This is a genomic window from Chryseobacterium luquanense (assembly GCF_026460945.1).
Lineage (GTDB): Bacteria > Bacteroidota > Bacteroidia > Flavobacteriales > Weeksellaceae > Chryseobacterium > Chryseobacterium luquanense.
Genome location: NZ_JAOVZV010000017.1, coordinates 95874 through 116983 on the forward strand (window position 1 = coordinate 95874; position 21110 = coordinate 116983).

A 21110-nucleotide genomic window follows, 5' to 3' on the forward strand; every position below is an offset into this window, starting at 1 on the left:
TAAAAAGTTTATTTATGAAGATTTTTAAAATTTTAATGGCTTCGGCAGTGGTGTTGGGAATGACATCTTGCGTAAGTAAGAAGCAGTATGATGCCTTAAGTGGTAACTACAAACAGTGTATTGAGAATATTGGTGAAAGACAACGTGAAATTCAGGATCTGAAAGGTCAAAATTCTACGTTAACAGCGGAAAACAACTTATTAAAAAGTCAGCATGATGCTTTGAAATCATCTTTGGATGCATGTCTTTCAAATACAGGAAAAAGCTCTGCGAATATTGATAAATTGGTTGGAGAAATCAATTCTTCAAATTCTTATATCAAGCAGCTTATTTCGGCAAATGCTAAAAATGACAGCTTAAATTTAGCTTTATCAAACAAACTGAAAAGATCTTTGGATAATGTAACAGATCAGGATGTTCAGGTGAAAGTTCTTAAAGGTGTGGTAATGATTTCATTATCAGATAAATTGTTGTACAAAACTGGTGATTACAATATTTTACCTGCAGCTCAGGAAGTTTTAGGCAAAGTAGCGAAAGTAATCAATGATTATGATAAATATTCTGTATTAATCGAAGGGAATACAGATAATGCGCCATTAAGCTCTGCAAACTTACCAAGAGATAACTGGGATCTTTCTGCATTGAGAGGTACAGCGATTGCTAAAGTTTTACAAAGTCAATTTGGTGTAGATCCTGCAAGAATTACAGCGGGAGGTCGTTCAGAGTACAATCCAAAAGCGACAAATATGAGCGTTACAGGAAGAGCTGAGAACAGAAGAACTGAAATCATCATTATGCCTAAGCTTGATGAATTCATGAAATTAATGGATATCACTCCTAAGAAATAATTTCTGATTTAATATTAATAAAAATTCCGATAAGCAATTATCGGAATTTTTTTATTGTGTTTTGTTAGACTACATCTTCTTTTTTGAGAAGTAATATAATTTGATCTAAGAAATTACTGCGCTTTCTTTTTAGGGTTTTGTGTTGTGCGGAAGGATTGTTTTTAGTGCTTTTCTGAGTTCTTTTCGCTGATAATAACTTTATTTTCACCATCTTCATATAGTATTTTTACCTCCTGTCAGTTTCGTTGCAGTGGTGCAAAGTTAACGGAGAATGGTCATCTCGGCAATCCGTGTTTTTACGGTATTTTTTATCGAAGTTTGAATTTTCCTTAAACACACCAATTTATTTTAATTAAATTTGAACAAATAAAAAAAATGAGCTTTTTTGAAGAAAAAAATCCTGAAATGGATAGGTATTTAGAAAATCATGCCTCATCAGAGCCTGAAATTCTTAAAAATTTGAGAAGGGAAACTTTTCAGAAAACGACTCAGCCACACATGATTTCCGGTTATCAGCAAGGAAGACTTTTAACGATTATTTCTAAAATGCTTAATCCTAAAAATGTTTTGGAAATCGGAACTTTTACAGGATATGCAACGCTTTGTTTAGCGGAAGGTTTATCTTCTGAAGGTAAAATTACAACACTTGATGTGAATGAAGATTTAGCTTATTTATCAAGAAAATATTTTTCTGAAAGTGAATATTCCAAGCAAATAGATTTTAAAATCCAAGATGCGAAAGAGTTTTTGAGAAATACAGAAGAGGTTTTCGATTTGGTTTTTATTGATGCTGATAAAGAAAATTACGCTGAATATTTCAGATTAATTAAACCAAAAACGAAATCCGGCTCTGTTGTTCTATTTGATAATGTGCTCTGGTACGGGAAGGTTTTAGAGGAAAATCCAAAGCAAAAATCAACGCAGATTATCAAAGAACTAAATGATTTAGCGGCAAAAGATGAAGATTTTGAAAATCTTATTTTACCTTTGCGAGACGGAGTGAATTTCCTGAGAAGGAAATAATTTGAGGTTGAGTTTAAGGTTGAGATATGTAAAATAATTTTCTCAACCTGTGCCTAAACCTTAATATTAATTAAAATATAAATGGAAAAAGGAATTTGTATCGTGACTGTTGCGCCTGTTCGTGCTGAAAATTCGGACAGAGCAGAAATTGTGACCGAAATTTTGTATGGTGAAAGTGCAGATATTTTGGAAGTCAATAAAAACTGGACGAAAATTAAAATGCACTACGATGGCTATGAAGGTTGGATGGATACCAAACAAATCAAACCTGTCACAGAAGAATATCTTGCTAACAGAAAAGTAACGTTGATTACAGAAGATTTTTCTTCGGTAATGACTCTTGACGGAAGAACATTGCTTTCAATGGGTTCTGAGGTGGAATTTCCTGCGGTTGCCTCACGAAGAAGTCATGATGTGCGTGAAAGTATTGCTTTAACGGCAAAAGAATTTCTGAATATTCCTTATTTGTGGGGTGGAAAAAGCTTTTTTGCGGTTGACTGTTCCGGATTTGTACAGTTGATTTATAAAATTCATAATATAAAAATGCCTCGAGATACTTATCAGCAGGCAGAAGTTGGTGAAGCTTTGAGTTTTGTTGAAGAAAGTCAACCCGGTGATTTGGCATATTTTGAAAACTCTGAAGGTAAGATTATTCACGTCGGTATTATGCTTGAAAACCAAAAAATCATTCACGCTTCAGGAAAAGTAAGAATTGATACATTGGATTCCAGTGGAATTTTCAATAAAGAATTAAACAAACATACTCATAAATTGAGAGTCATTAAAAACGTTCTTTAAATCTTTATGGGAAGTGCAGTTTTAATAATTTTAGATATTCTGAATTTTTTATTGGTTCTGTTTTTATGGAGCTATACTCTCAGAACTTATAAAAAACTTCCTGAAAAAATACCCACTCACTTTGATTTTGAAGGTAAGCCAGATCATTTTGGAAAGAAGAAATTTGCTTTTTTATTGCCCATTTTATCAGGTATTTTCTATGTAGCTTTCCTTTTCATTACTCAAAATCCTGAAAATGGAAATTTCCCGATAGAACTTACGAAGGCAAATTATGAAATTCAATATTTCATAATGACTCTTGTGATGAAGTGGCTTCTGTTCTTGGTTTTGCTCCTGTTTTTAAATCTTCAGGATTATATTTTTAGGTACAGCTTTAACCCCGATTCAAAAGCTAGAGTTCACATCTTATTATTTATACCCATTATTTTTATAAGTGTAATGGCAGCAATTATTACCGCATATATCTATAAATAAAAACTAATATTTTTTTAACTAAACATGAAAACCACTAAGACATTAGCTCAAATTTCAAGTTCGAAAGGTTTCCAGCTTTCTGAGATTTTGGTAAGTTGGCAATATTATACTGAAGAAACCGTAATTCTTGCTTATTCTGAAATTAAAAGAAGAGGAATTCAAATTAATGAAGAAATCGAAAAACTGATTACAACATTTTCTGAAGCTCAAGGAAAACCTATTTCGCAACTTGAAACTGAATTGTTTGAAAGTAAAAATGTTGCAAATTATCAGGAATATTTTAATTCTTTACCTACCTATTCTGAAATTTCAAATGAAGAAAGTCACAAGCTTGAAAAATTGAGACGTGACCAAATGTTTCAAAGACAGGCTCTGGAAAAAAAACAAGCAAATAAAGACGTTCTTTATGGCGGAATTTGGTTTGTTGGTGGTCTTGCTGTTACATTAGTTTCTGTGGCAAGTGGAAAAGGAGGTTTCATTGCTTACGGAGCCGTGATTTTTGGAGGAATTCAATTCTTCAGAGGTTTAACGAAAAGTTAATGACTTTTTTATACTCCATATTTGTACATCTTCTCATTTTCGGAATGAAAGTTTTGTCGTTGTTTAATGATAAAACTAAAAAAGGCGTTGAAGGAAGAAGACAATCTTTAAATATTGTAAAATCGGGGTTTTCAAAATCTGATAAGGTTTTGTGGATGCACGCTGCAAGTCTTGGAGAATACGAACAAGGACTTCCTGTTTTAGAAAAGTTAAAAGAAAATTTTCCAAATCATAAAATTCTGATTACTTTTTTTTCACCTTCGGGTTATGAAAATGTTGTCAAGAAAGAACATATTGCAGATGCAGTTTGTTATCTTCCTTTCGATAAAAAAAAAACAGTTAAAGAATTTGTTTCTCAGTTTGACTGCGAGTTATTTTTTACAGTAAAATATGATTATTGGTATAATCTTTTGGCTGAACTTAAAGATAGGAATGTAAAAACTTTTGTCATTTCTGCTTTATTTTATGAAAGCCAGTCTTTCTTTACAAGTTATGGGAAGTGGTTTGTGAGACAATTAAAACAAAATATTACTTGGTTTTTTCATCAGACTCAGCATTCTTATGTTTTGGCTAAAAGTATTGGTCTACTAAATTCTTCGGTAACCGGAGATACTCGTTTTGATAGGGTGAAACACTTGAAGCTTCGAAATAATCATGTTGATTTCGTTGAAGAATTTATTGGAAGTAAAAAAACAATTGTCTTTGGAAGTTCATGGCAATCTGAAGAAAAAATAGCCAAAATTATTTCAGAAAAGAATAATGATTTAAAAATAATAATCGCTCCACACGATTTAAAAAGAGTAGGGAATTTAAAAGAAATTTTTCCTGAAGCTTTATTGTACAGCGAATTGAAAAACTCTCAAGTTCCTGAACTCTCAAACTCTCAAATTCTGATTATTGATAGTATCGGACTTCTTTCCAAACTTTATTTTTACGCAGATATTGCAATAGTTGGAGGAGGTTTCCATGATGCGGGACTTCATAATATTTTAGAAGCGGCAACTTTTGGTGTTCCTGTATTTTTTGGAAATCAGTACAAGAAAAATCCTGAAGCAGATGGTTTGATTTCGGCTAAAGGAGGAAGGTCTTTTGAAGAAGAAAATTCGGCAGCTAAATTTGTTTTAAATTTAATTAAAGATGAAAAGCAATTAGCAGAAATGTCTGGGAATGCAGAGAAATTTGTTGCTCAACAACCCGATTCTTCAAAACTAATTATTGAAAAGATTTTATCACTTTAGAAATCCTTGATTCTTAATATCTTTTATAATTAAATCAAAATGATCTGGGATTCTATCTGTATTAAACCAATTAAAATCGATTCCATTATTGATGAAAAGCTTTTCAAGATAAATATTGCCTGTAACTCTTTCATGACTAACTGAAAGATATTCATCAATTTCCATCCAGTAATCTTCGTCTAGTTTTTTAGTTAAAGTTAAGGCTTTTACTACTTTATTGATAATGTAAAGATAAAGTTTGTAAACATCATTGAATCTTTGTCTGCTAAGTTTCTCGTTACTTTCAAGAATTTCATTGATTAATAAAAGATTCAAACTGATGTCACCAAATTTATCGCTAGTTACTTTTACGTGCTCAGTGATTTGAGCGCTTATTTTACGGATAAGTACAATAAAATATTTTTGATTGCTGATGTATTTTGAAGCATATTCTACTTTTTCTTTAATCAAATCTTCCATAGCATCACGCTTTTGATCAACGGTTTCTTCATCGATTAATTCAAAATATAATTTTTTAGATAAAATTTCATCTTTTCTCAGCAATCTGAAAATCAATCGGTCTTTTTCAATCGTTGAAAGTTGACTTAATGCTGCTTTAAATTCTTTAGAATACTCCATTAATTAAATATTTTCGAATACTTCATAAATCCGTTCAATGCCCAGTTTGTTGTATAATACAAAGATTTTAAAGTCGAAAATCCCATAAAATCTTTGTAGACCAGATACTGATCTTTTACAATATTTTGTTTCTTTCTTGAAATGCTGTTTTCGCGCATTCTATATTTTGCCATTGTTTTTGGAAGCGGTTTTCCGATAGGAATTTTCTTTAACAAATTCAGCCACATGACGTGATCTTCTCTCTTACTTCCTTCGGGGAAAAATTCTTTACCGACTCTTTTAGAATCGTACATTGATGACAGAAGAGAAAGCCTGCAGGTTTTCAATAAATTATTAAAAGTAACTTCTTTGTCAGCTTTAAAATCTTCAATTTGTGGAACTAAATTTTCATTACATCTCGCATAGTTAGAATAAGCAATTTCTGCATTTTCTTTCTTCATGAAATTAACCATTTCTTCGATAAAATTGGGTTCCCAAAAATCATCGGCATCCAAAAAAGTGATAAATCTTCCTGTAGCTTGCTGTAAAGAAAGGTTTCTTGCATGACCTGCACCACCATTTTTTTCTGCAATAGTCAGTTTTATTCTTGAATCTTGATATTTTTGAATGATCTTAACAGAATTGTCGGTCGATTGATCGTCTGTAATGAGCCATTCCCAATCGGTAAAAGTTTGATTCATTACCGAGCTTATTGTTTCTTCCAAAAAAGGAGAAGAATTGTAACAGGGCGTAATGATAGAAACTTCAGGCATGTGTTTTTTTACAAATATAAGAGTTTGATAATAGAGTCATGTCGGGGAATTTTTAAGAAAATGTAAATTATAGTTCAAAATTCAAAAAAAATGATTGAAATTTTAAAAAAAGTCATAATTTTAAGCCTTGAAAAATTTGATCTATGAAGAAATTAGCATTAATTGCAGGATTATCATTATTAGCTTTTACAGGATGTAATGACGACGATACGCCAGAGCAGGTGTTTCCTCTTGTTGGAACATGGTCACCAACCAAAGAAGTAAGAACGTCGGTTCCAGCTAGTGGAGCAGGTGTTTCTGATGAAATTGTTTATACAGACTGTCAAAAAGAATCAAGATGGGTGTTTAATGAAAATATGTCTGGGCAAAGAACTAATAAAGATTTGGCGGGCACAACTCCAACTTGTTCTACAATTTCTCAGCGTAATTTTTCTTATATCTATAATGCTTCAGAAAAGAATTTTGAGATCAAATACCAAGGGACTGTTGTTTCAGATAAAGGAAAAGTGACTTTGTTGGATGCTCAAACTTTAAATCTTAAAATTGAAGATACTACAGATCCTACAGTTTATAAGTCTACAACGTATACTTTCAAAAGAATTGCTCAATAACAAAAGTTATTTTCCAAAATATACAATCTCATCGTAAGGTGAGATTTTTTTGTTTAAATAATAGATTAGATTTAATTCAAAATCAATTTCCATTTCTTTTAAATTCATTATTTTTGTGAAAATTAGGATTAGGATTTAAAAATCTAATATCTAATATCTAACATCTAATATCTATAAATAAAGTGTTTTACGATCATCAGCAGATAGAAAAAAAGTGGCAGAAATATTGGGAAGACAATCAAACTTACAAAACTTCCGATAAAGCAGATAAACCAAAATTTTATGTTCTCGACATGTTTCCATATCCGTCTGGAGCAGGACTTCACGTAGGTCACCCTCTTGGATATATTGCGTCAGATATTTATGCGAGATACAAGAGGCATCAAGGTTTCAACGTTCTCCACCCGGTTGGTTACGATAGTTTCGGGCTTCCTGCTGAACAGTACGCAATTCAGACAGGGCAACATCCTGCGATTACAACTGAGCAAAATATTAATAGATATGAAGAGCAATTGAGAAAAATTGGTTTTTCATTCGACTGGAGCAGAGAAGTAAGAACTTCTGACGCTTCCTATTATAAATGGACCCAATGGATTTTCATTGAGTTGTTCCACTCTTGGTATAATAAAGATACAGACAAGGCAGAATCTATCGAAACTTTAATTCAGCATTTCGAAGAAAAAGGAACAGAAGGTTTAAATGCCAATCAAAACGACGAATTAAATTTCACTTCAGAAGAATGGAAAAATGCTTCTGAAATTGATAAAGAAGATATTTTATTAAATTACCGTTTAGCGTACAGAGCGGAAACGACTGTAAACTGGTGTCCCGCTTTAGGAACTGTTTTGGCAAACGATGAAGTAAAAGACGGAAAATCTGAAAGAGGAGGTTTCCCTGTTTTCCAAAAGAAAATGATGCAATGGAGCATGAGAATTTCTGCATATTCTGAAAGATTATTACAAGGTCTTAAAACTTTAGACTGGCCACAACCTTTGAAAGATTCACAGGAATACTGGATCGGAAAATCTCAGGGAGCGCAGGTGAGATTCAATGTTGAAGGTCATGACGAAATCGTTGAGGTTTTCACCACAAGACCTGATACGATTTTTGGAGCAACATTTATGGTTTTGGCTCCTGAAAATCCTTTAGTGGAAACAATTACTACAGCCGAACAAAAAACTGAGGTAGATACTTATATTGAAGATACTTCTAAAAAAACTGAAAGAGACAGAATGTCTGATGTGAAAAACGTTTCAGGTGCTTTCACGGGAAGTTATGCAGTCAATCCATTCAGCGGAGAAAAAATGCCAATCTATATTTCAGATTATGTATTGATGGGGTACGGAACGGGAGCTGTAATGGCTGTTCCTGCACATGACGAGCGTGATCATAGATTTGCGAAGAAATTTAATCTTGAAATTAAAAAAGTTGTAGAGACTGAAGAAGATATTCAGGAAAAATCTTTTGATTCTAAAGATTCTGTTTGTGTAAATTCTGATTTCTTAAACGGTCTTAATTATAATGATGCAAAATCAAAAATAATTGCTGAAATAGAAAATAAAGGAATTGGTCACGGAACAACGAACTACAGACAGCGTGATGCGATTTTCTCAAGACAAAGATATTGGGGAGAACCAGTTCCAATCTATTATAAGGATGGAATGCCTTACACATTGCCGACTTCCGCTTTGCCTTTAGAGCTTCCTGAAGTTGAAAAATATTTACCGACAGAAGACGGAGATCCGCCATTAGGAAATTCAAAAACTTTTGCTTGGGATGAAGCAAACCAAAAAGTGGTTGCTACAGATTTAATTGACGAAAAAACTGTTTTCCCATTAGAATTGTCTACAATGCCAGGTTGGGCAGGAAGTTCTTGGTATTTCCTTAGATATATGGATCCTAAAAATGAAGAAGTTTTTACGAACAAAGAACTTTCAGATTATTGGGGACAGGTAGATTTATACATCGGAGGTAGCGAGCATGCAACCGGTCACTTATTGTATTCCCGTTTTTGGAATATGTTTTTAAAAGACAGAGGGTATATTAATAATGATGAGCCTTTCCAAAAGTTGATTAATCAAGGAATGATTTTGGGAATGAGTGCTTTTGTTTACAGAGTTGAAGGAACGAATCAATATGTTTCTAAAAATTTGGCAAAAGATTATCAAACGCAGGCTATCCACGTTGATGTATCTTTATTAAAAGGAATTTCTGACGAATTAGATACAGAAGCTTTTAAATCTTGGAGGCCAGATTATGCAGATGCAGAATTTATTTTAGAAGATGGAAAATACATCACAGGTCGTGAAGTAGAAAAAATGTCTAAGTCAAAATACAATGTTGTAAATCCTGATGACATCTGTGAAGAATACGGGGCAGACGGTTTAAGATTGTATGAAATGTTTTTAGGTCCGTTAGAACAATCCAAGCCTTGGAACACGCAAGGTCTAAGTGGGGTTTATGGTTTCCTGAAAAAATTCTGGAATCTATTTTTTAAAGAAGATCAATTTGAAGTTTCAGACGAACAGCCTACAAAAGAAGAATACAAAGTTTTACATACCTTAATAAAGAAGGTGGTTTATGATATTGAAAATTTCTCTTTCAATACTTCTGTATCTTCATTTATGATCGCTGTAAACGAATTGCAGAAATTAAAGTGTAACAAACGCAATATTTTAGAACCATTAGCCGTTATAATTTCCCCTTATGCACCACATATTTGTGAAGAGGTATGGAATTTGCTGGGAAATAATTCTTCAATTGAGTTTGAAAAGTTTCCAATTTTGAATGAAGAATATTTAATTGAAGACGAAATTGAATATCCTGTAAGCATTAACGGGAAGATGAAATTTAAAATTCCTTTAGCTGCAACATTATCTGCTAAAGAGGTTGAAGATTTAGTGCTTCAAAATGAAAAAATGGGAGCTCTCTTGGAGGGAAAAACACCTAAAAAAATCATTGTTGTGCCAAAAAAAATCGTTAATATTGTTATTTAAAAGAAATTTAACATTGGTAAAATCAAAATTTTAGGGAGTTTAAATTTTTGATTTTCTAATGTATTTTCTCAAAATGATAAAAATTAATAAAATATTTAAAAATAATTACGATATCGGAATCTTATCAAATTATCGTTATCAAAAAAAGGCAAAATGTTATTTGATACTATTGCATTTTAATTAATTTTGCCTTTATTTTACAACTTTAAAATTTTAAAACAATATAATTTAGTTAAATATGGAAATGAATGTTTCAAAAAGTGATGAGCAAGTAGTTGCTAGAAAAGCAGGAGGTCTTAATCCAGCTGTAATTATTCCTATTCTATTGGTTATAGGAATTTGTATTTGGTTATTCGTATTGGGTAGCCCGGGTAACTTTAAGGCTGATCCAAGATTGGCAGGTGCGTCAGTAGCATTTTCTGATGTAGAAGGTAAAGAGATGCATCCTGAAGGATTTTTGGGAATGATCTACATGGGAGGTATTATTGTACCGTTATTGGTAACATTCATGATTACTGTAATCGTTTTCTCATTTGAAAGATATTTTGTTTTGAGCAAAGCTTCAGGTGCAGGTAACGTAGATAACTTCGTAGTAAAAGTAAGAAGTTTATTAAATAGCAATAAAGTTGACGAAGCTTTAGAAGAGTGTGACAGACAACAAGGTTCTGTAGGGAATGTTGTAAAAGAAGGTCTTACAACTTACAAAGCTTTAGCTCACGATACTACTCTTAATAAAGAGCAGAAAATGGTTGCTCTAAACAAAGCTATCGAAGAGGCTACAACTCTTGAGATGCCAATGTTAGAGAAAAACATGATGATCCTTTCTACTTTAGGTACTGTTGCAACATTAGTAGCACTATTGGGAACGGTAATCGGTATGATTAGAGCATTCTTCGCTTTAGGAGCTGGAGGTGGTACTCCGGATGCGGCTGCATTATCAATCGGTATTTCTGAAGCCTTGATCAACACGGCATTAGGTATTGGTACTTCTGCAGTAGCAATTATCCTTTACAACTTCTTTACTTCTAAAATTGACGGATTGACTTATAAGATCGATGAGATCGCTATGAGTATTCAGCAGTCTTTTGCAGAATTTCACTAAGAAATAGTGAGCCTGTGTTTTTACACAAAAAAAGAAGTTTTAATAATTAGATAATTAATAATGGCGAGAATAAAACCAAAAAGACATGGTGTAGTTACGGATATGACCGCAATGTGCGACGTTACGTTCCTACTACTTACGTTCTTTATTATGACCACTCAGTTTAAAAAACCTGACGTGGAGCAAATCAAACCGCCATCTTCAATCTCAGAGAAGTTACTTCCTGATGCAAGTTTAATGACTATTAATGCTACTCCGGACGGAAAATTTTATTTCCAGCCAGTAGAAAATGCAACAGAGAGATTAGAGCTTTTAGAAAAAATGGGTAAAAAGTACAATGTTACTTTTGACAATAATCAAAAAGCATCTTTCCAAAAAGTACAATCTATTGGTGTTCCTATGAGCCAATTGAAAAGCTATTTGGATTTGCCAGAAGATGAGCAAAAAAGTTATAAGAGTCCTACTGGGATTCCGATGGATAGTACCAATAAGCAATTAATAGACTGGGTAGAACAAAGTTTAAGCGTTAAGCCTGATTACAAATTAGCAATCAAGGGTGATGTTACAACAGAATATCCTAAAGTGAAAAGTTTATTTGAGGGTTTAAGAGATATTAATTTTCTTAAATTTTGGTTGATTACGTCACAAGAAGGTAAACCTAACGAATAATTAATAAGAAGAAATGGCACAAGTACAAGTACAGGACAACAGCGCCAAAGGAGGCAAAGTTAGATCCAAGAAAAACAACCCGGCTGTCGATATGACACCAATGGTTGACCTTAATTTCTTACTATTGATGTTCTTTATGTTTACATCAACGTTTAGTAAACCGAATGTGATGGATTTGGGTCTTCCGGCAAAACCGGATCCTACAAAGCCACAACCACCACCAACAGAAATTGATTTATCTAATTCAATTACCCTATTATTAGGAAAGGATAATAAGATTTTTTGGCATCAGCAAGATCCTGCGGGTCTTAATGATCAGACGATGAATGAAACTTCTTCAGATAGAGAGGGTATTAGAGAAGTAATTAAGCAAGCAAAAGCAAGGGCTAAAAAGAAAGATCTGTTTACAGTGATTATTAAGCCTACTGACGATGCAGTATATAAGAACTTTGTAGATATTCTTGACGAGATGGCAATTACAAAAAGTGAGAGGTACGGTGTAACCGACCTTAAGCCTTATGAAAAAGCTATCTACGACAAGAAAGTAGGTAACTAATTAGTTACTGCAGAGTAATTTAACATTTAAATTTGCAATACAATGGCAGATGAAAATATTTACAGTCAAAATCTTACTTTAGACGAGATTGTATTTGAAAATAGAAATAAAGAATATGGTGCTTATGACATAAGACATCAGTATCCTAGATTGCTGACAAAGTCTTTTATTATAGGTACAGGATTATTCTTGGTGACTGCTTTGTCTCCTTTCATTTATATGACGATTAAGAATATGAATGCAGAGCCACCAAAAGTTGTAAACTCTGAATTGATGGAAATCATTGAAGAGGATCCAATTATTGAGCAGCCAAAAGAAGAAGAACCACCACCACCTCCGCCACCAGTGGAAGAGGAAAAAATTGAAATTATCCAAAATGTAGTTCCGGAACCGGTGAAAGCTCCAAAAGTAGAGACTCCGCCACCTCCAATTTCTGAGCAATTGAAAACTACTACAGGTTTGGAAAATCAAAAAGGTGTTGTAGCTCCAGCTTATACACCACCACCACCACCACCATCTACAGGAACAAAAGCTTCAACTGCTGAAGTAAAACCTCAAGTGAGTGATACACAGATTTATAATGAAGTAGAACAAAATGCGGAATTCCCTGGAGGTATTAATGCTTTTAGAAATAAATTCCAAAATAGTTTTGATGGATCTGCGATGAACGGTGATGAAGGTGCTGTGAAATCTGAAATTACTTTCGTTGTTGAAAGAGACGGATCAATTACAGACATAAAAGCTAACGGTAAAAACTCAGACTTTAATGCTGAAGCTGTTAGAACAATCAAGTCTATTAAAAATAAATGGACTCCTGGAAAAATCAATGGACAATCTGTACGTTTACGTTTTAGATTCCCGGTTTCAATGAATTTTGAAGGGTAATATTTATTTTAAATAATAATTAAAAAAGAGAAGCTTATGCTTCTCTTTTTATTTTTTTTAATATTTTTGTTGTATGATGTTCAATTGGTTATCCTTAGTCGCAGGAATCTGTTACGTTGTCTTAGGAATCGTAATGATGATTTATAAATTCCTCGAACCTATTTATGCTTATTCATTAGGAGCTGTATTAATTCTATACGGAATTTTCAGAATCTGGAGAGCAATTTCTAAATTTAGAAGCACCGAAGAAGATGAAGAATAGTATTAAATCATTGTTTATTTTATCTGTTTTATTTATTGTGGGTTGTTCAAAAAAAACTGAATCAAAAGTTTCCTACAATAAAGGAGAAATGACAATTTCAACTGATGAATCTTTTAAGAGTGTAACTGAAGCTTTGGTAGAAGGATATATGATTAGCTATCCCGAGACTAAAATCAAAGTGGTTACCAACAAAGAAGATTTAGGTTTTCTTGATTTATTGAATGATAAAGTTAGGATTTCTGTAATGTCTAAAGAATTATCTCCTGAAGAAATTAAGGCTTACGAAGATAAAGTAGATTTAAAAATCATTCCTGCCAAGTTTGCAGCAGATGCTGTTGTTTTCTTTGTTCCTAAAGATTCTGAGAAATCAAGCATTACGATGGAGGAAATAACTGCAGGGTTACAGTCAGATGAAAAGAATTTTGTTTTTGACGGAACAAACTCAAGTAATTTAAATTTCGTTGCTCAAAAGCTTAAAAAGCAGCCGAAAGATCTTAAGTTTTCTATTATTCCCGGTAGTATCAATGTTATTGAAGAATTAAATAAATATCCAAATAAAATTGGTGTAATTGGTTTAAACACAATTAGCAGACCTTATGATAAAGAAGCTCAGAAATTGAGAGACATGATTAAAATTCTTCCTGTTGTTAATAATGGTAAATCATATTCTCCGGATTTTAATGGTCTTAGTGAAATGAAATATCCTTTTACAAGAGTTCTTTATTTCTTAACAAATGAAGGTAATTTTAACATTGCCAATGGTTTTATCAGATATTCTTGTACGCAGTTAGGTCAGATGATTGTTGAAAAAGAAGGATTACAACCTTATAATATCTATAAACGTGAAGTTCAAATGCGTTAAAAAATCTTAATATTAGCTTTTATACAATTTAAATATATTATTTTGGTCTGAAAATTGTGTAATTGTAATTCGGTTTTTTAAAATAGAAAAGTTTAAAATAATAATGAAAGATATAATGATTATGAATGTAAAGAAGATTGCTTTAGGAGCATCAGTGGTATTTTTTACCAATTTTGCTTTTGCACAAACATTGCAAGACGGTATAAACAGTATTGATAGCGATAAATTCGCTGCTGCAAAAACCAATTTCTCTGCAATGATAGCAAAAGAACCTACAGCAGAAAACTATTTTTACTTAGGAAATACTTTCTTAAGACAAGCAGAACCAGATTTTGCTTCGGCTACAGAAAACTTCAATAAAGGTTTAGCAGCTGATAAGAAAAGCTATTTAAACCAAATCGGTTTAGCAACTGTTAAATTAGGAAAAGGAGATAAGTCTGCTATTGCTGAAATTCAAAAAATTGCTGATTCTAAAGAAAAAGATGCAGAAGTTCAATATAGAGCTGCAGAAGCATTAACTTTATTTGAGAAAAATAACTCTCCAGATTTGGCAATTCAGTTTTTGAATAAAGCTATTGAAAGAGCTTCTAAGAAAGAAGTTCCGGCATATTACTATTATACTTTAGGAGACGCTTACAGATTAAAGAGAGTCCCTGGAGATGCGATGTCAGCTTACGACAAAGCTTTGCCTTTAGCTAAAAATAAAGCTTCAGTTCATACAAGAATTGGTACACTTTGGATGGCGGCCCAACAATGGCAACAAGCTAAAACGAGTTTAGATAAGGCGGTTGCAACAGATGCAACTTATGCACCGGCTTATAAAGCAATAGCTGCTTATAATATCAAGTATCAAGAAAATGCTAAAGCAACTCAGGATTTGATCAACTATACAAAATATGCTGATGAAGATCCTTACACACAGTTAGAGATTGCAAAATTGTATTTTACCAATGAAGATTATGCAAATTCTAAAGCTATTTTAGATAAGATTTTTGATAAAATCAATGATCCTATCAAATTTAAATTGAGAGCTTACGTAGATTATGCAGATGGAAAATATGCAGAAGCTAAACAAAATATTGATACTTTTGTATCTCAGGCAGAAAAATCAAGAGTTCAACCTGCTGATCAAGGCTTGATGGGACTAATTGCTGCAGGTTTAGCTAAAACTGAAACTGACGCAACTAAAAAATCAGCTTTGCAAGCAGAATCTCAACAGAAAATTGCCATTGCAAAAGGAGCTAAAGATGAAACTTTGAAATGGGATATGGAATTGGCTAAAATCAATGGAGGAGGAGCTTCTCAGGCTTCAGTAGATGCAGGACCAACTAATCCGGCAATTGAAGCTTTGAAAAAACAAGTTGCAGCGAACCCTCAAGATTCTGATGCATTGTACAAATTAGCAAATGCTTATCAGGATGCTAAAAACTGGAATGGAGCTGTGTTAACTTGGCAAAAGATGAGTGGTTTGCTTCCAGATTGGGCTCCAGCTTACTACAGTCAGGGGTATGCATACCAACAGGGAGGTAATAATGATGCGGCAAAAATTTCTTACGAGAAATTTATTTCTACTGTAAAACCAGCAGATGTTGAAGCTAATAAACAAACTCTTGCATATGCATATTTTGCGGTAGCTTATCTTGAAAAAGATAAAGATTTGGCTAAAGCTAAAGACTATGTTGCAAAATCTTTGCAGTTAGATCCTACATATCAAGATGCTGTAAAATTAAATTCAGAAATCAATAAGTAATTTAAAATTTAAATTATACATATAAAAACTTCCCATTCGTAATGTTTGGGAAGTTTTTGTTTAAATCTTACCTTTGGAAAATCGATATAGACTCTCAATTTAACATGAGTGTTTACAAAATTTAAATAAATGAAAACAGATATACTTGCTTTTGGAGCTCATCCTGATGATGTGGAACTGGGATGTGGTGGAACAATAGCAAAATTAATTTCAGAAGGAAAAACCTGCGTTATTGTTGATTTAACGAAAGGCGAGTTAGGAACTCGGGGAACTGACCTTACAAGAAAAGAAGAAGCAGCTGAGTCGGCAAAAATATTAGGAGTTGCTGCAAGAGAAAATTTGGGGTTGAAAGATGGTTTTTTGGTCAATTCTGAAGAATATCAAATGGAGATTGTAAAAATGATCCGCAAATACCGTCCGGAAATCGTCTTAGCTAATGCAATTGATGATAGACATCCAGATCATGCAAAAGCTGCGAAATTAGTGTCGGATGCGTGCTTTTTATCTGGTTTAAGAAAAATTGAAACAACACTTGACGGGGAAGTTCAAGAAGTTTGGAGACCAAAACAAATTTTCCATTATATTCAATGGAAAAATGTTGAGCCGGAATTTGTAATTGATATTTCAGAACATCTAGAGAAAAAATTGGAAGCTTGTATGGCATTTAAAACTCAGTTTTACGATCCAAAATCAACAGAACCAGAAACTCCAATTACATCAAAAGACTTTTATGAAAGCTTGACGTACCGTGCTCAAGATCTTGGAAGATTATCTGGGGTTACCTATGCAGAAGGGTTTACCACAGAAAAGTTGCTTGCTTTGAAAAATTTTGACGGAATTATTTTGTAATTAAAAATTCTTTCTTATATTTGCACCACCAAAAACGGTGATTGTAGCTCAGTTGGTTAGAGCGCCGGATTGTGGTTCCGGAGGTCGGGGGTTCGAGACCCCTCATTCACCCACATTTGAACACATTTTCTTCATTGAAAATGTGTTTTTTTATGCAATAATATTGATGAAAATTATTGAGATTTATTTAAATTCAGACATAAAAAAAGCATCCTTTTCTCAAGATGCTTGTGTTTTTAGAAATTCTTTTAGCTAAACTTCGTCGTCAGAATCAATGGTGTAAGTTCTGCTTTTAAAGTCTTTATCATGCTTTTCTGAAATAACATCCTCACCCTTTTCATTAATGATGAAATCTGTGGACTCATTAAACATCTCCTGAAAACTTTTAAAATCTTCTTTGTAAAGATAAATTTTATGCTTCTCGAATGTCGCTTCTCCATTCTCTCCGAAATTCTTTTTGCTTTCGGTAATCGTAAGATAATAATCTCCTGCTTTCGTCTCGCGCACATCAAAGAAATAAGTTCTTCTCCCCGCTTTTAACACCTTAGTGAAAATTTCATTTTCATGGCGTTCCTTGTATTCACTCATTATTAGATATTTTTTAATCTTGTTAAGAACAAATATAAAATATTTCTTTTAATCACAAAGTTTTTTTTATGATTTATTTAACAATTCAAAATGTTTTGGCTAACCAGTTGCAGAATTGGTAATTTCGCTAAGATTAAGGATTTTATCGGCTCTTTGAGCGCTAGACTCTCTGTGCGTGATAATTATAGATGTTGCATTATCTATTTTTGTGTCAATATTTTCAAGGATATTTTGTTCGGTTTCTGTATCTAAAGCGGAAAGTGAATCGTCAAAAATAATGATGTTTGGGTTCTTAATTAGGGCTCTAGCAATACAAATTCTTTGTTTCTGACCTCCCGAAAGCATTACTCCACGTTCACCGACAAGCGTTTTGTACTGATCTTTAAACTCAATAATGTTTTTGTGAACATCTGCAATTTTAGAATATTCAACAACTTTTTCGTGAGTAGGATTGTCAATAGAGAAACCAATATTATGCTCGATAGTATCTGAAAAAAGATAACTTTCCTGAGGAATATATCCGATGAAATTTCTATAATTTTCTAAGTTATGTTCCTTTAAATTTTTACCGTCAATTAAAATTTCGCCTTCAGTAGGATCAATCAATCTGCATAGAAGTAAAGCAATAGTAGATTTTCCGCTTCCGGTTTTTCCCATAATGGCTAAAGATTTTCCGGCTTCTATTTTAAAACTTAAATTATCTAAAGCTTTAATTCCTGTATTTGGATAAATGTAAGAAACATTTCTGAACTCAATATCTCCTTTAATAGGATAGTTTTCAAAGTTTTTATTATAAATCTCTGATTGTTTTTCCATAAACTCATTAATTCTCTGCATTGAAGCTTCCGCTCTTTGGTTAATTGAAGTTACCCAACCCACCATTGAAAACGGCCAAATCAAAATGTTGATATACATGAAGAAATCAGCAATTTTACCTACCGTCAATTCTCCTGCAATGTATTTTTGGCCACCAATTAAAATGACGGCAACATTCAATAAACCGATTACGAATAAAATAATCGTAAAGAAATAGGCTTCAGTTTTTGCTAAATCTAAAGCTTTATCCTGATAATCACTAACCTTGATTCCGTAATTTTTTTGAATGTATTTTTCTTTTGCAAAATATTTTACCACTCGGATTCCAGAAAAACTGTCCTGTACAAAAGTGGAAATCGCAGACTGACTTTTCTGCATCACTTTTGATTTTTTATTTATAATTGAACTTACTTTAAATATAATAAAAGATAGAATAGGAAGAGGTAGCAACGTCCAAACTGTCATAGATACGTCAGTTTTTAGCATATATACACTCGTAATCAACAATAGGACCACCAAATTGACAACATACATTACTCCCGGTCCCAAATACATTCTTACCGCAACAATATCTTCGCTTAATCGGTTCATTAAATCTCCGATGGTCGTTTGTTTATAATCAGTTAAGGATAATTCCTGATAATGTCTGTAAATTTTATTTTTCAGTTCGTATTCAATTCTTCTTGAAGCAACAATAATGGTCTGTCGCATCATAAAAGTGAAAAATCCTGTAAGAAGTGAACAGCCGACAATAATGGCAACGTAGATCAAAACCTGCTTATTGAAGCCAAGATTTCCATGTTTTGTCAATTCATCAACAGATTTTCCGACAAACTGTACTTTATATATATTGAAAAAATTACTGGCGATGATGAATAGTAACCCCCAAAACAATAATATTTTGTGCTTCCAAAAGTAAGGGTTCAGAGTTTTCAGTGCTTTCATAAACTTTCACAAAATTACAAAAATTGAAGCAGACTGAGAATTTCATGAATTTTAAATTTCATATCTTTGCACCCATAAAAAGCTCTTTGAATGTTAGGAAGAAGACAAATCCGTGAAAAAGTAGTAGAAAGTGTGTATTCGTACTACCAAAATCCGATAAAATTTGATGTTTTAGAAAAGAACATGTTTTCGGGAATAGAGAAAATCTATAATCTCTATATTTTTCAGTTGAATTTTTTGGTAGGTCTGAAAGATCTTGCAGAAAATCAAATGGAAATTGGTAAGAACAAATACCTTAAAACTGATTCAGAGGTCAACCCCAACCAAAAATTTATCAATAATCAGGTTTTAAAAAAGCTTGAGGAAAACCCTGAAAGACTGTTCTTTTCTGGTCAGCATAAAGATTTGAAATGGGATTTGCATGATGATATGTTGGTGAAAACTTTCCAACGAATGACTGCCGGAAAGCGTTATCAGGATTTTATGAAAGAAGAAGGTTATTCTTTCGAGGAAGATCAAAAATTTATTGGTAAATTGTTTTTAAGATATATTGCTGAAAATGATGATTTTCATGATTATATAAGTGATAGAGAGCTTACGTGGTCAGATGATATTCATATTGCTAATTCAATGGTTCAGAAGACAATCGGTTTCTTGAAAGAAGATGAAGAAAGCAGAACTTTAATTAAAATGATTAAAGATGAAGAAGACAAAACTTTCGCAAGTAAATTGCTGAGACATACTTTAAATAATTGGGAAGGAAATGAGAAAAAACTTTCTGAGCGTTTAGAAAACTGGGATTTGGAAAGAGTAGGATTGATGGATAAAGTGATTTTAACGACTGCCATTTCTGAGCTTGATAATTTTCCTTTTACACCTTCAAGAGTTATTATTAACGAATATATCGAGATTGCAAAAGTATTTGCTACTGACAGATCAAATATATTCATCAACGGAATCTTAGATAAATATTGTAAAGATTTAAATAGAATATAAATATAATTTAATATGAAAAAGACGTTATCAATTATCGCTTTGTCTATTATTGGCTTCGGATTAGTTTCTTGTAAAAAAGAAGAAAACAAAACAGCAGAAAATTCTGCAGTTGCTGGTGTAGATTCTACAAATGCTCCTTCAACTGATTCTACAGTTGCACCTGTAACTCCTGCTGCAGTGGGTGGTGAAGTTGCGGCTCCTGTAAAATCTAATCAGCCTACAACTACAATTGCATTATCTGAAAGCAATTTCGATTTTGGAAATATCAAAAAAGGATCTAAAGTAAACCACGTTTACGAAGTGACCAATACAGGTACAAACCCATTAATTATTTCTGAAGTAAAACCTGGATGTGGATGTACAGCTCCTGAATTTACAAAAGAACCAATTATGCCGGGAAAAAAAGGAAAAATTACTTTGAGCTTTGATTCTGCAAACTTTGACGGTGCTGTAAATAAATATGCAGACGTTTTTGCTAACGTAGAAAATGCTCCTGTAAAATTGACATTTAATGCTAATGTTCAACCATAATTAAATATTTATGTTGACATTATTTTTACAAGCTGCACCTCAAGGAAACTCTACCACCATGTTGATGATGATGGGAGTAATGGTTGTCGGGTTTTATTTCCTGATGATCAGACCACAGATGAAAAAACAGAAGCAGGAGAAAAAATTTCAGGAAGAACTGAAAGTGGGAAGCAGAGTAGTACTTACTTCTGGTCTTCACGGAAGAATTGCTCAGATTCAGGAGGATGGAATTGTTATTGAAACACTTTCCGGAAAATTGAAATTTGAGAAAGCAGCTATATCAAGAGAATTTACAGCGACCAGATTTGGTGACAAAGCTACAGCTGACAAAAAAGAAGTTACAGAAACTGAAAAGAAATAATTTTTAGTTTTTAATAATATTGTGTTTCGGCGGGGGGGGG

23 protein-coding genes and 1 tRNA gene are annotated in these 21110 nt (G+C 32.9%); 20 read left to right on the forward strand and 4 right to left on the reverse strand.

Going from position 1 to position 21110, the window contains the following annotated elements; all coding sequences use genetic code 11:
• Nucleotides 1-14: 14 nt before the first annotated feature.
• The 6 genes from OEA66_RS15370 to OEA66_RS15395 all read left to right on the forward strand — a co-directional run bounded on the left by OEA66_RS15370 (nt 15) and on the right by OEA66_RS15395 (nt 4921).
• Entirely contained in the window at nt 15-848 is an 834-nt protein-coding gene (locus OEA66_RS15370) for an OmpA family protein (RefSeq protein WP_267267014.1), read from the forward strand.
• Nucleotides 849-1223: 375 nt separating this feature from the next.
• Nucleotides 1224-1871 (forward strand): O-methyltransferase, encoded by a 648-nt coding sequence (locus OEA66_RS15375; RefSeq protein WP_267282223.1) that lies wholly within the window; start codon nt 1224-1226, stop codon nt 1869-1871.
• Nucleotides 1872-1952: 81 nt separating this feature from the next.
• Nucleotides 1953-2669: a C40 family peptidase gene (locus OEA66_RS15380; protein ID WP_267282224.1), complete on the forward strand. Its 717-nt coding sequence runs from the start codon at nt 1953-1955 to the stop codon at nt 2667-2669.
• Between the two features lie 6 nt (nt 2670-2675).
• Entirely contained in the window at nt 2676-3143 is a 468-nt protein-coding gene (locus OEA66_RS15385; RefSeq protein ID WP_267282225.1) for a DUF1648 domain-containing protein, read from the forward strand.
• 24 nt (nt 3144-3167) lie between these two features.
• Nucleotides 3168-3683 (forward strand): hypothetical protein, encoded by a 516-nt coding sequence (locus OEA66_RS15390; RefSeq protein ID WP_267282226.1) that lies wholly within the window; start codon nt 3168-3170, stop codon nt 3681-3683.
• Nucleotides 3683-4921 carry a 3-deoxy-D-manno-octulosonic acid transferase gene (locus OEA66_RS15395; RefSeq protein ID WP_267282227.1) on the forward strand — a complete coding sequence of 413 codons (1239 nt, stop codon included), beginning with the start codon at nt 3683-3685 and terminating at the stop codon, nt 4919-4921. The genes OEA66_RS15390 and OEA66_RS15395 overlap by 1 nt, the downstream gene beginning before the upstream one ends.
• Here OEA66_RS15395 and OEA66_RS15400 read toward each other — a convergent pair.
• Together OEA66_RS15400 and OEA66_RS15405 are read right to left on the reverse strand one after the other, a co-directional pair.
• Entirely contained in the window at nt 4913-5539 is a 627-nt protein-coding gene (locus OEA66_RS15400) for a deoxyuridine 5'-triphosphate nucleotidohydrolase (protein ID WP_267282228.1), read from the reverse strand. The genes OEA66_RS15395 and OEA66_RS15400 overlap by 9 nt on opposite strands.
• Nucleotides 5539-6291 (reverse strand): glycosyltransferase family 2 protein, encoded by a 753-nt coding sequence (locus OEA66_RS15405; protein WP_267282229.1) that lies wholly within the window; start codon nt 6289-6291, stop codon nt 5539-5541. Before OEA66_RS15405 ends, OEA66_RS15400 begins: the two co-directional genes overlap by 1 nt.
• A 143-nt stretch (nt 6292-6434) precedes the next feature.
• On the opposite strand from OEA66_RS15405, the gene OEA66_RS15410 reads away from it, so the two are divergent.
• From OEA66_RS15410 to OEA66_RS15460, 11 genes are all read left to right on the forward strand, one after another.
• Entirely contained in the window at nt 6435-6902 is a 468-nt protein-coding gene (locus OEA66_RS15410) for a lipocalin family protein (protein WP_267282230.1), read from the forward strand.
• Between the two features lie 182 nt (nt 6903-7084).
• Nucleotides 7085-9898, forward strand: coding sequence for a leucine--tRNA ligase (gene leuS, locus OEA66_RS15415; RefSeq protein ID WP_267282231.1), 2814 nt, complete (start codon nt 7085-7087; stop codon nt 9896-9898).
• Nucleotides 9899-10136: 238 nt separating this feature from the next.
• Complete coding sequence (locus tag OEA66_RS15420; protein ID WP_267267004.1) at nt 10137-11000, forward strand: MotA/TolQ/ExbB proton channel family protein; 864 nt, start codon at nt 10137-10139, stop codon at nt 10998-11000.
• A 60-nt stretch (nt 11001-11060) separates the two neighbouring features.
• Complete coding sequence (locus OEA66_RS15425) at nt 11061-11669, forward strand: ExbD/TolR family protein (RefSeq protein ID WP_267267003.1); 609 nt, start codon at nt 11061-11063, stop codon at nt 11667-11669.
• A gap of 13 nt (nt 11670-11682) precedes the next feature.
• Entirely contained in the window at nt 11683-12225 is a 543-nt protein-coding gene (locus OEA66_RS15430) for an ExbD/TolR family protein (RefSeq protein WP_267282232.1), read from the forward strand.
• A 42-nt stretch (nt 12226-12267) separates the two neighbouring features.
• Entirely contained in the window at nt 12268-13110 is an 843-nt protein-coding gene (locus OEA66_RS15435) for an energy transducer TonB (protein ID WP_267282233.1), read from the forward strand.
• Between the two features lie 73 nt (nt 13111-13183).
• The gene (locus OEA66_RS15440) at nt 13184-13372 is read left to right on the forward strand and encodes a DUF308 domain-containing protein (protein ID WP_267267000.1); all 189 of its coding nucleotides are present in this window, start codon (nt 13184-13186) and stop codon (nt 13370-13372) included.
• Nucleotides 13362-14234, forward strand: a complete 873-nt coding sequence (locus tag OEA66_RS15445; protein WP_267282234.1) for a PstS family phosphate ABC transporter substrate-binding protein — start codon at nt 13362-13364, stop codon at nt 14232-14234. Before OEA66_RS15440 ends, OEA66_RS15445 begins: the two co-directional genes overlap by 11 nt.
• A gap of 103 nt (nt 14235-14337) precedes the next feature.
• Complete coding sequence (locus OEA66_RS15450; RefSeq protein WP_267282235.1) at nt 14338-15984, forward strand: tetratricopeptide repeat protein; 1647 nt, start codon at nt 14338-14340, stop codon at nt 15982-15984.
• A 129-nt stretch (nt 15985-16113) separates the two neighbouring features.
• Nucleotides 16114-16833, forward strand: a complete 720-nt coding sequence (gene bshB1, locus OEA66_RS15455; protein WP_267282236.1) for a bacillithiol biosynthesis deacetylase BshB1 — start codon at nt 16114-16116, stop codon at nt 16831-16833.
• A 36-nt stretch (nt 16834-16869) separates the two neighbouring features.
• Nucleotides 16870-16945: transfer RNA gene (locus OEA66_RS15460), tRNA-His, on the forward strand.
• A 140-nt stretch (nt 16946-17085) separates the two neighbouring features.
• On the opposite strand, the gene OEA66_RS15465 is transcribed toward OEA66_RS15460, so the two are convergent.
• On the reverse strand, nt 17086-17421 hold the full coding sequence (locus OEA66_RS15465; RefSeq protein WP_029295477.1) for a DUF3276 family protein: 336 nt from the start codon (nt 17419-17421) through the stop codon (nt 17086-17088).
• A gap of 99 nt (nt 17422-17520) precedes the next feature.
• On the reverse strand, nt 17521-19182 hold the full coding sequence (locus OEA66_RS15470; RefSeq protein ID WP_267282237.1) for an ABC transporter ATP-binding protein: 1662 nt from the start codon (nt 19180-19182) through the stop codon (nt 17521-17523).
• 90 nt (nt 19183-19272) lie between these two features.
• On the opposite strand from OEA66_RS15470, the gene OEA66_RS15475 reads away from it, so the two are divergent.
• From OEA66_RS15475 to yajC, 3 genes are read left to right on the forward strand one after another with little or no spacing between them, the layout of a single operon-like run.
• Nucleotides 19273-20178, forward strand: coding sequence for a transcription antitermination protein NusB (locus tag OEA66_RS15475; RefSeq protein WP_267282238.1), 906 nt, complete (start codon nt 19273-19275; stop codon nt 20176-20178).
• 12 nt (nt 20179-20190) lie between these two features.
• Nucleotides 20191-20709, forward strand: coding sequence for a DUF1573 domain-containing protein (locus OEA66_RS15480; RefSeq protein WP_267266994.1), 519 nt, complete (start codon nt 20191-20193; stop codon nt 20707-20709).
• A gap of 10 nt (nt 20710-20719) precedes the next feature.
• Nucleotides 20720-21070, forward strand: a complete 351-nt coding sequence (gene yajC, locus OEA66_RS15485; protein ID WP_267282239.1) for a preprotein translocase subunit YajC — start codon at nt 20720-20722, stop codon at nt 21068-21070.
• The last annotated feature ends 40 nt before the right edge of the window (nt 21071-21110 follow it).

What these genes read in the sequence shown, in the direction of transcription:
- OEA66_RS15370 (WP_267267014.1), top strand. Translation starts at nt 15, where the DNA reads ATGAAGATTTTTAAAATTTTAATGGCTTCGGCAGTGGTGTTGGGAATG.
- OEA66_RS15375 (WP_267282223.1), top strand. Translation starts at nt 1,224, where the DNA reads ATGAGCTTTTTTGAAGAAAAAAATCCTGAAATGGATAGGTATTTAGAA.
- OEA66_RS15380 (WP_267282224.1), top strand. Translation starts at nt 1,953, where the DNA reads ATGGAAAAAGGAATTTGTATCGTGACTGTTGCGCCTGTTCGTGCTGAA.
- OEA66_RS15385 (WP_267282225.1), top strand. Translation starts at nt 2,676, where the DNA reads ATGGGAAGTGCAGTTTTAATAATTTTAGATATTCTGAATTTTTTATTG.
- OEA66_RS15390 (WP_267282226.1), top strand. Translation starts at nt 3,168, where the DNA reads ATGAAAACCACTAAGACATTAGCTCAAATTTCAAGTTCGAAAGGTTTC.
- OEA66_RS15395 (WP_267282227.1), top strand. Translation starts at nt 3,683, where the DNA reads ATGACTTTTTTATACTCCATATTTGTACATCTTCTCATTTTCGGAATG.
- OEA66_RS15400 (WP_267282228.1), bottom strand. Translation starts at nt 5,539, where the DNA reads ATGGAGTATTCTAAAGAATTTAAAGCAGCATTAAGTCAACTTTCAACG.
- OEA66_RS15405 (WP_267282229.1), bottom strand. Translation starts at nt 6,291, where the DNA reads ATGCCTGAAGTTTCTATCATTACGCCCTGTTACAATTCTTCTCCTTTT.
- OEA66_RS15410 (WP_267282230.1), top strand. Translation starts at nt 6,435, where the DNA reads ATGAAGAAATTAGCATTAATTGCAGGATTATCATTATTAGCTTTTACA.
- OEA66_RS15420 (WP_267267004.1), top strand. Translation starts at nt 10,137, where the DNA reads ATGGAAATGAATGTTTCAAAAAGTGATGAGCAAGTAGTTGCTAGAAAA.
- OEA66_RS15425 (WP_267267003.1), top strand. Translation starts at nt 11,061, where the DNA reads ATGGCGAGAATAAAACCAAAAAGACATGGTGTAGTTACGGATATGACC.
- OEA66_RS15430 (WP_267282232.1), top strand. Translation starts at nt 11,683, where the DNA reads ATGGCACAAGTACAAGTACAGGACAACAGCGCCAAAGGAGGCAAAGTT.
- OEA66_RS15435 (WP_267282233.1), top strand. Translation starts at nt 12,268, where the DNA reads ATGGCAGATGAAAATATTTACAGTCAAAATCTTACTTTAGACGAGATT.
- OEA66_RS15440 (WP_267267000.1), top strand. Translation starts at nt 13,184, where the DNA reads ATGATGTTCAATTGGTTATCCTTAGTCGCAGGAATCTGTTACGTTGTC.
- OEA66_RS15445 (WP_267282234.1), top strand. Translation starts at nt 13,362, where the DNA reads ATGAAGAATAGTATTAAATCATTGTTTATTTTATCTGTTTTATTTATT.
- OEA66_RS15450 (WP_267282235.1), top strand. Translation starts at nt 14,338, where the DNA reads ATGAAAGATATAATGATTATGAATGTAAAGAAGATTGCTTTAGGAGCA.
- bshB1 (WP_267282236.1), top strand. Translation starts at nt 16,114, where the DNA reads ATGAAAACAGATATACTTGCTTTTGGAGCTCATCCTGATGATGTGGAA.
- OEA66_RS15465 (WP_029295477.1), bottom strand. Translation starts at nt 17,421, where the DNA reads ATGAGTGAATACAAGGAACGCCATGAAAATGAAATTTTCACTAAGGTG.
- OEA66_RS15470 (WP_267282237.1), bottom strand. Translation starts at nt 19,182, where the DNA reads ATGAAAGCACTGAAAACTCTGAACCCTTACTTTTGGAAGCACAAAATA.
- OEA66_RS15475 (WP_267282238.1), top strand. Translation starts at nt 19,273, where the DNA reads ATGTTAGGAAGAAGACAAATCCGTGAAAAAGTAGTAGAAAGTGTGTAT.
- OEA66_RS15480 (WP_267266994.1), top strand. Translation starts at nt 20,191, where the DNA reads ATGAAAAAGACGTTATCAATTATCGCTTTGTCTATTATTGGCTTCGGA.
- yajC (WP_267282239.1), top strand. Translation starts at nt 20,720, where the DNA reads ATGTTGACATTATTTTTACAAGCTGCACCTCAAGGAAACTCTACCACC.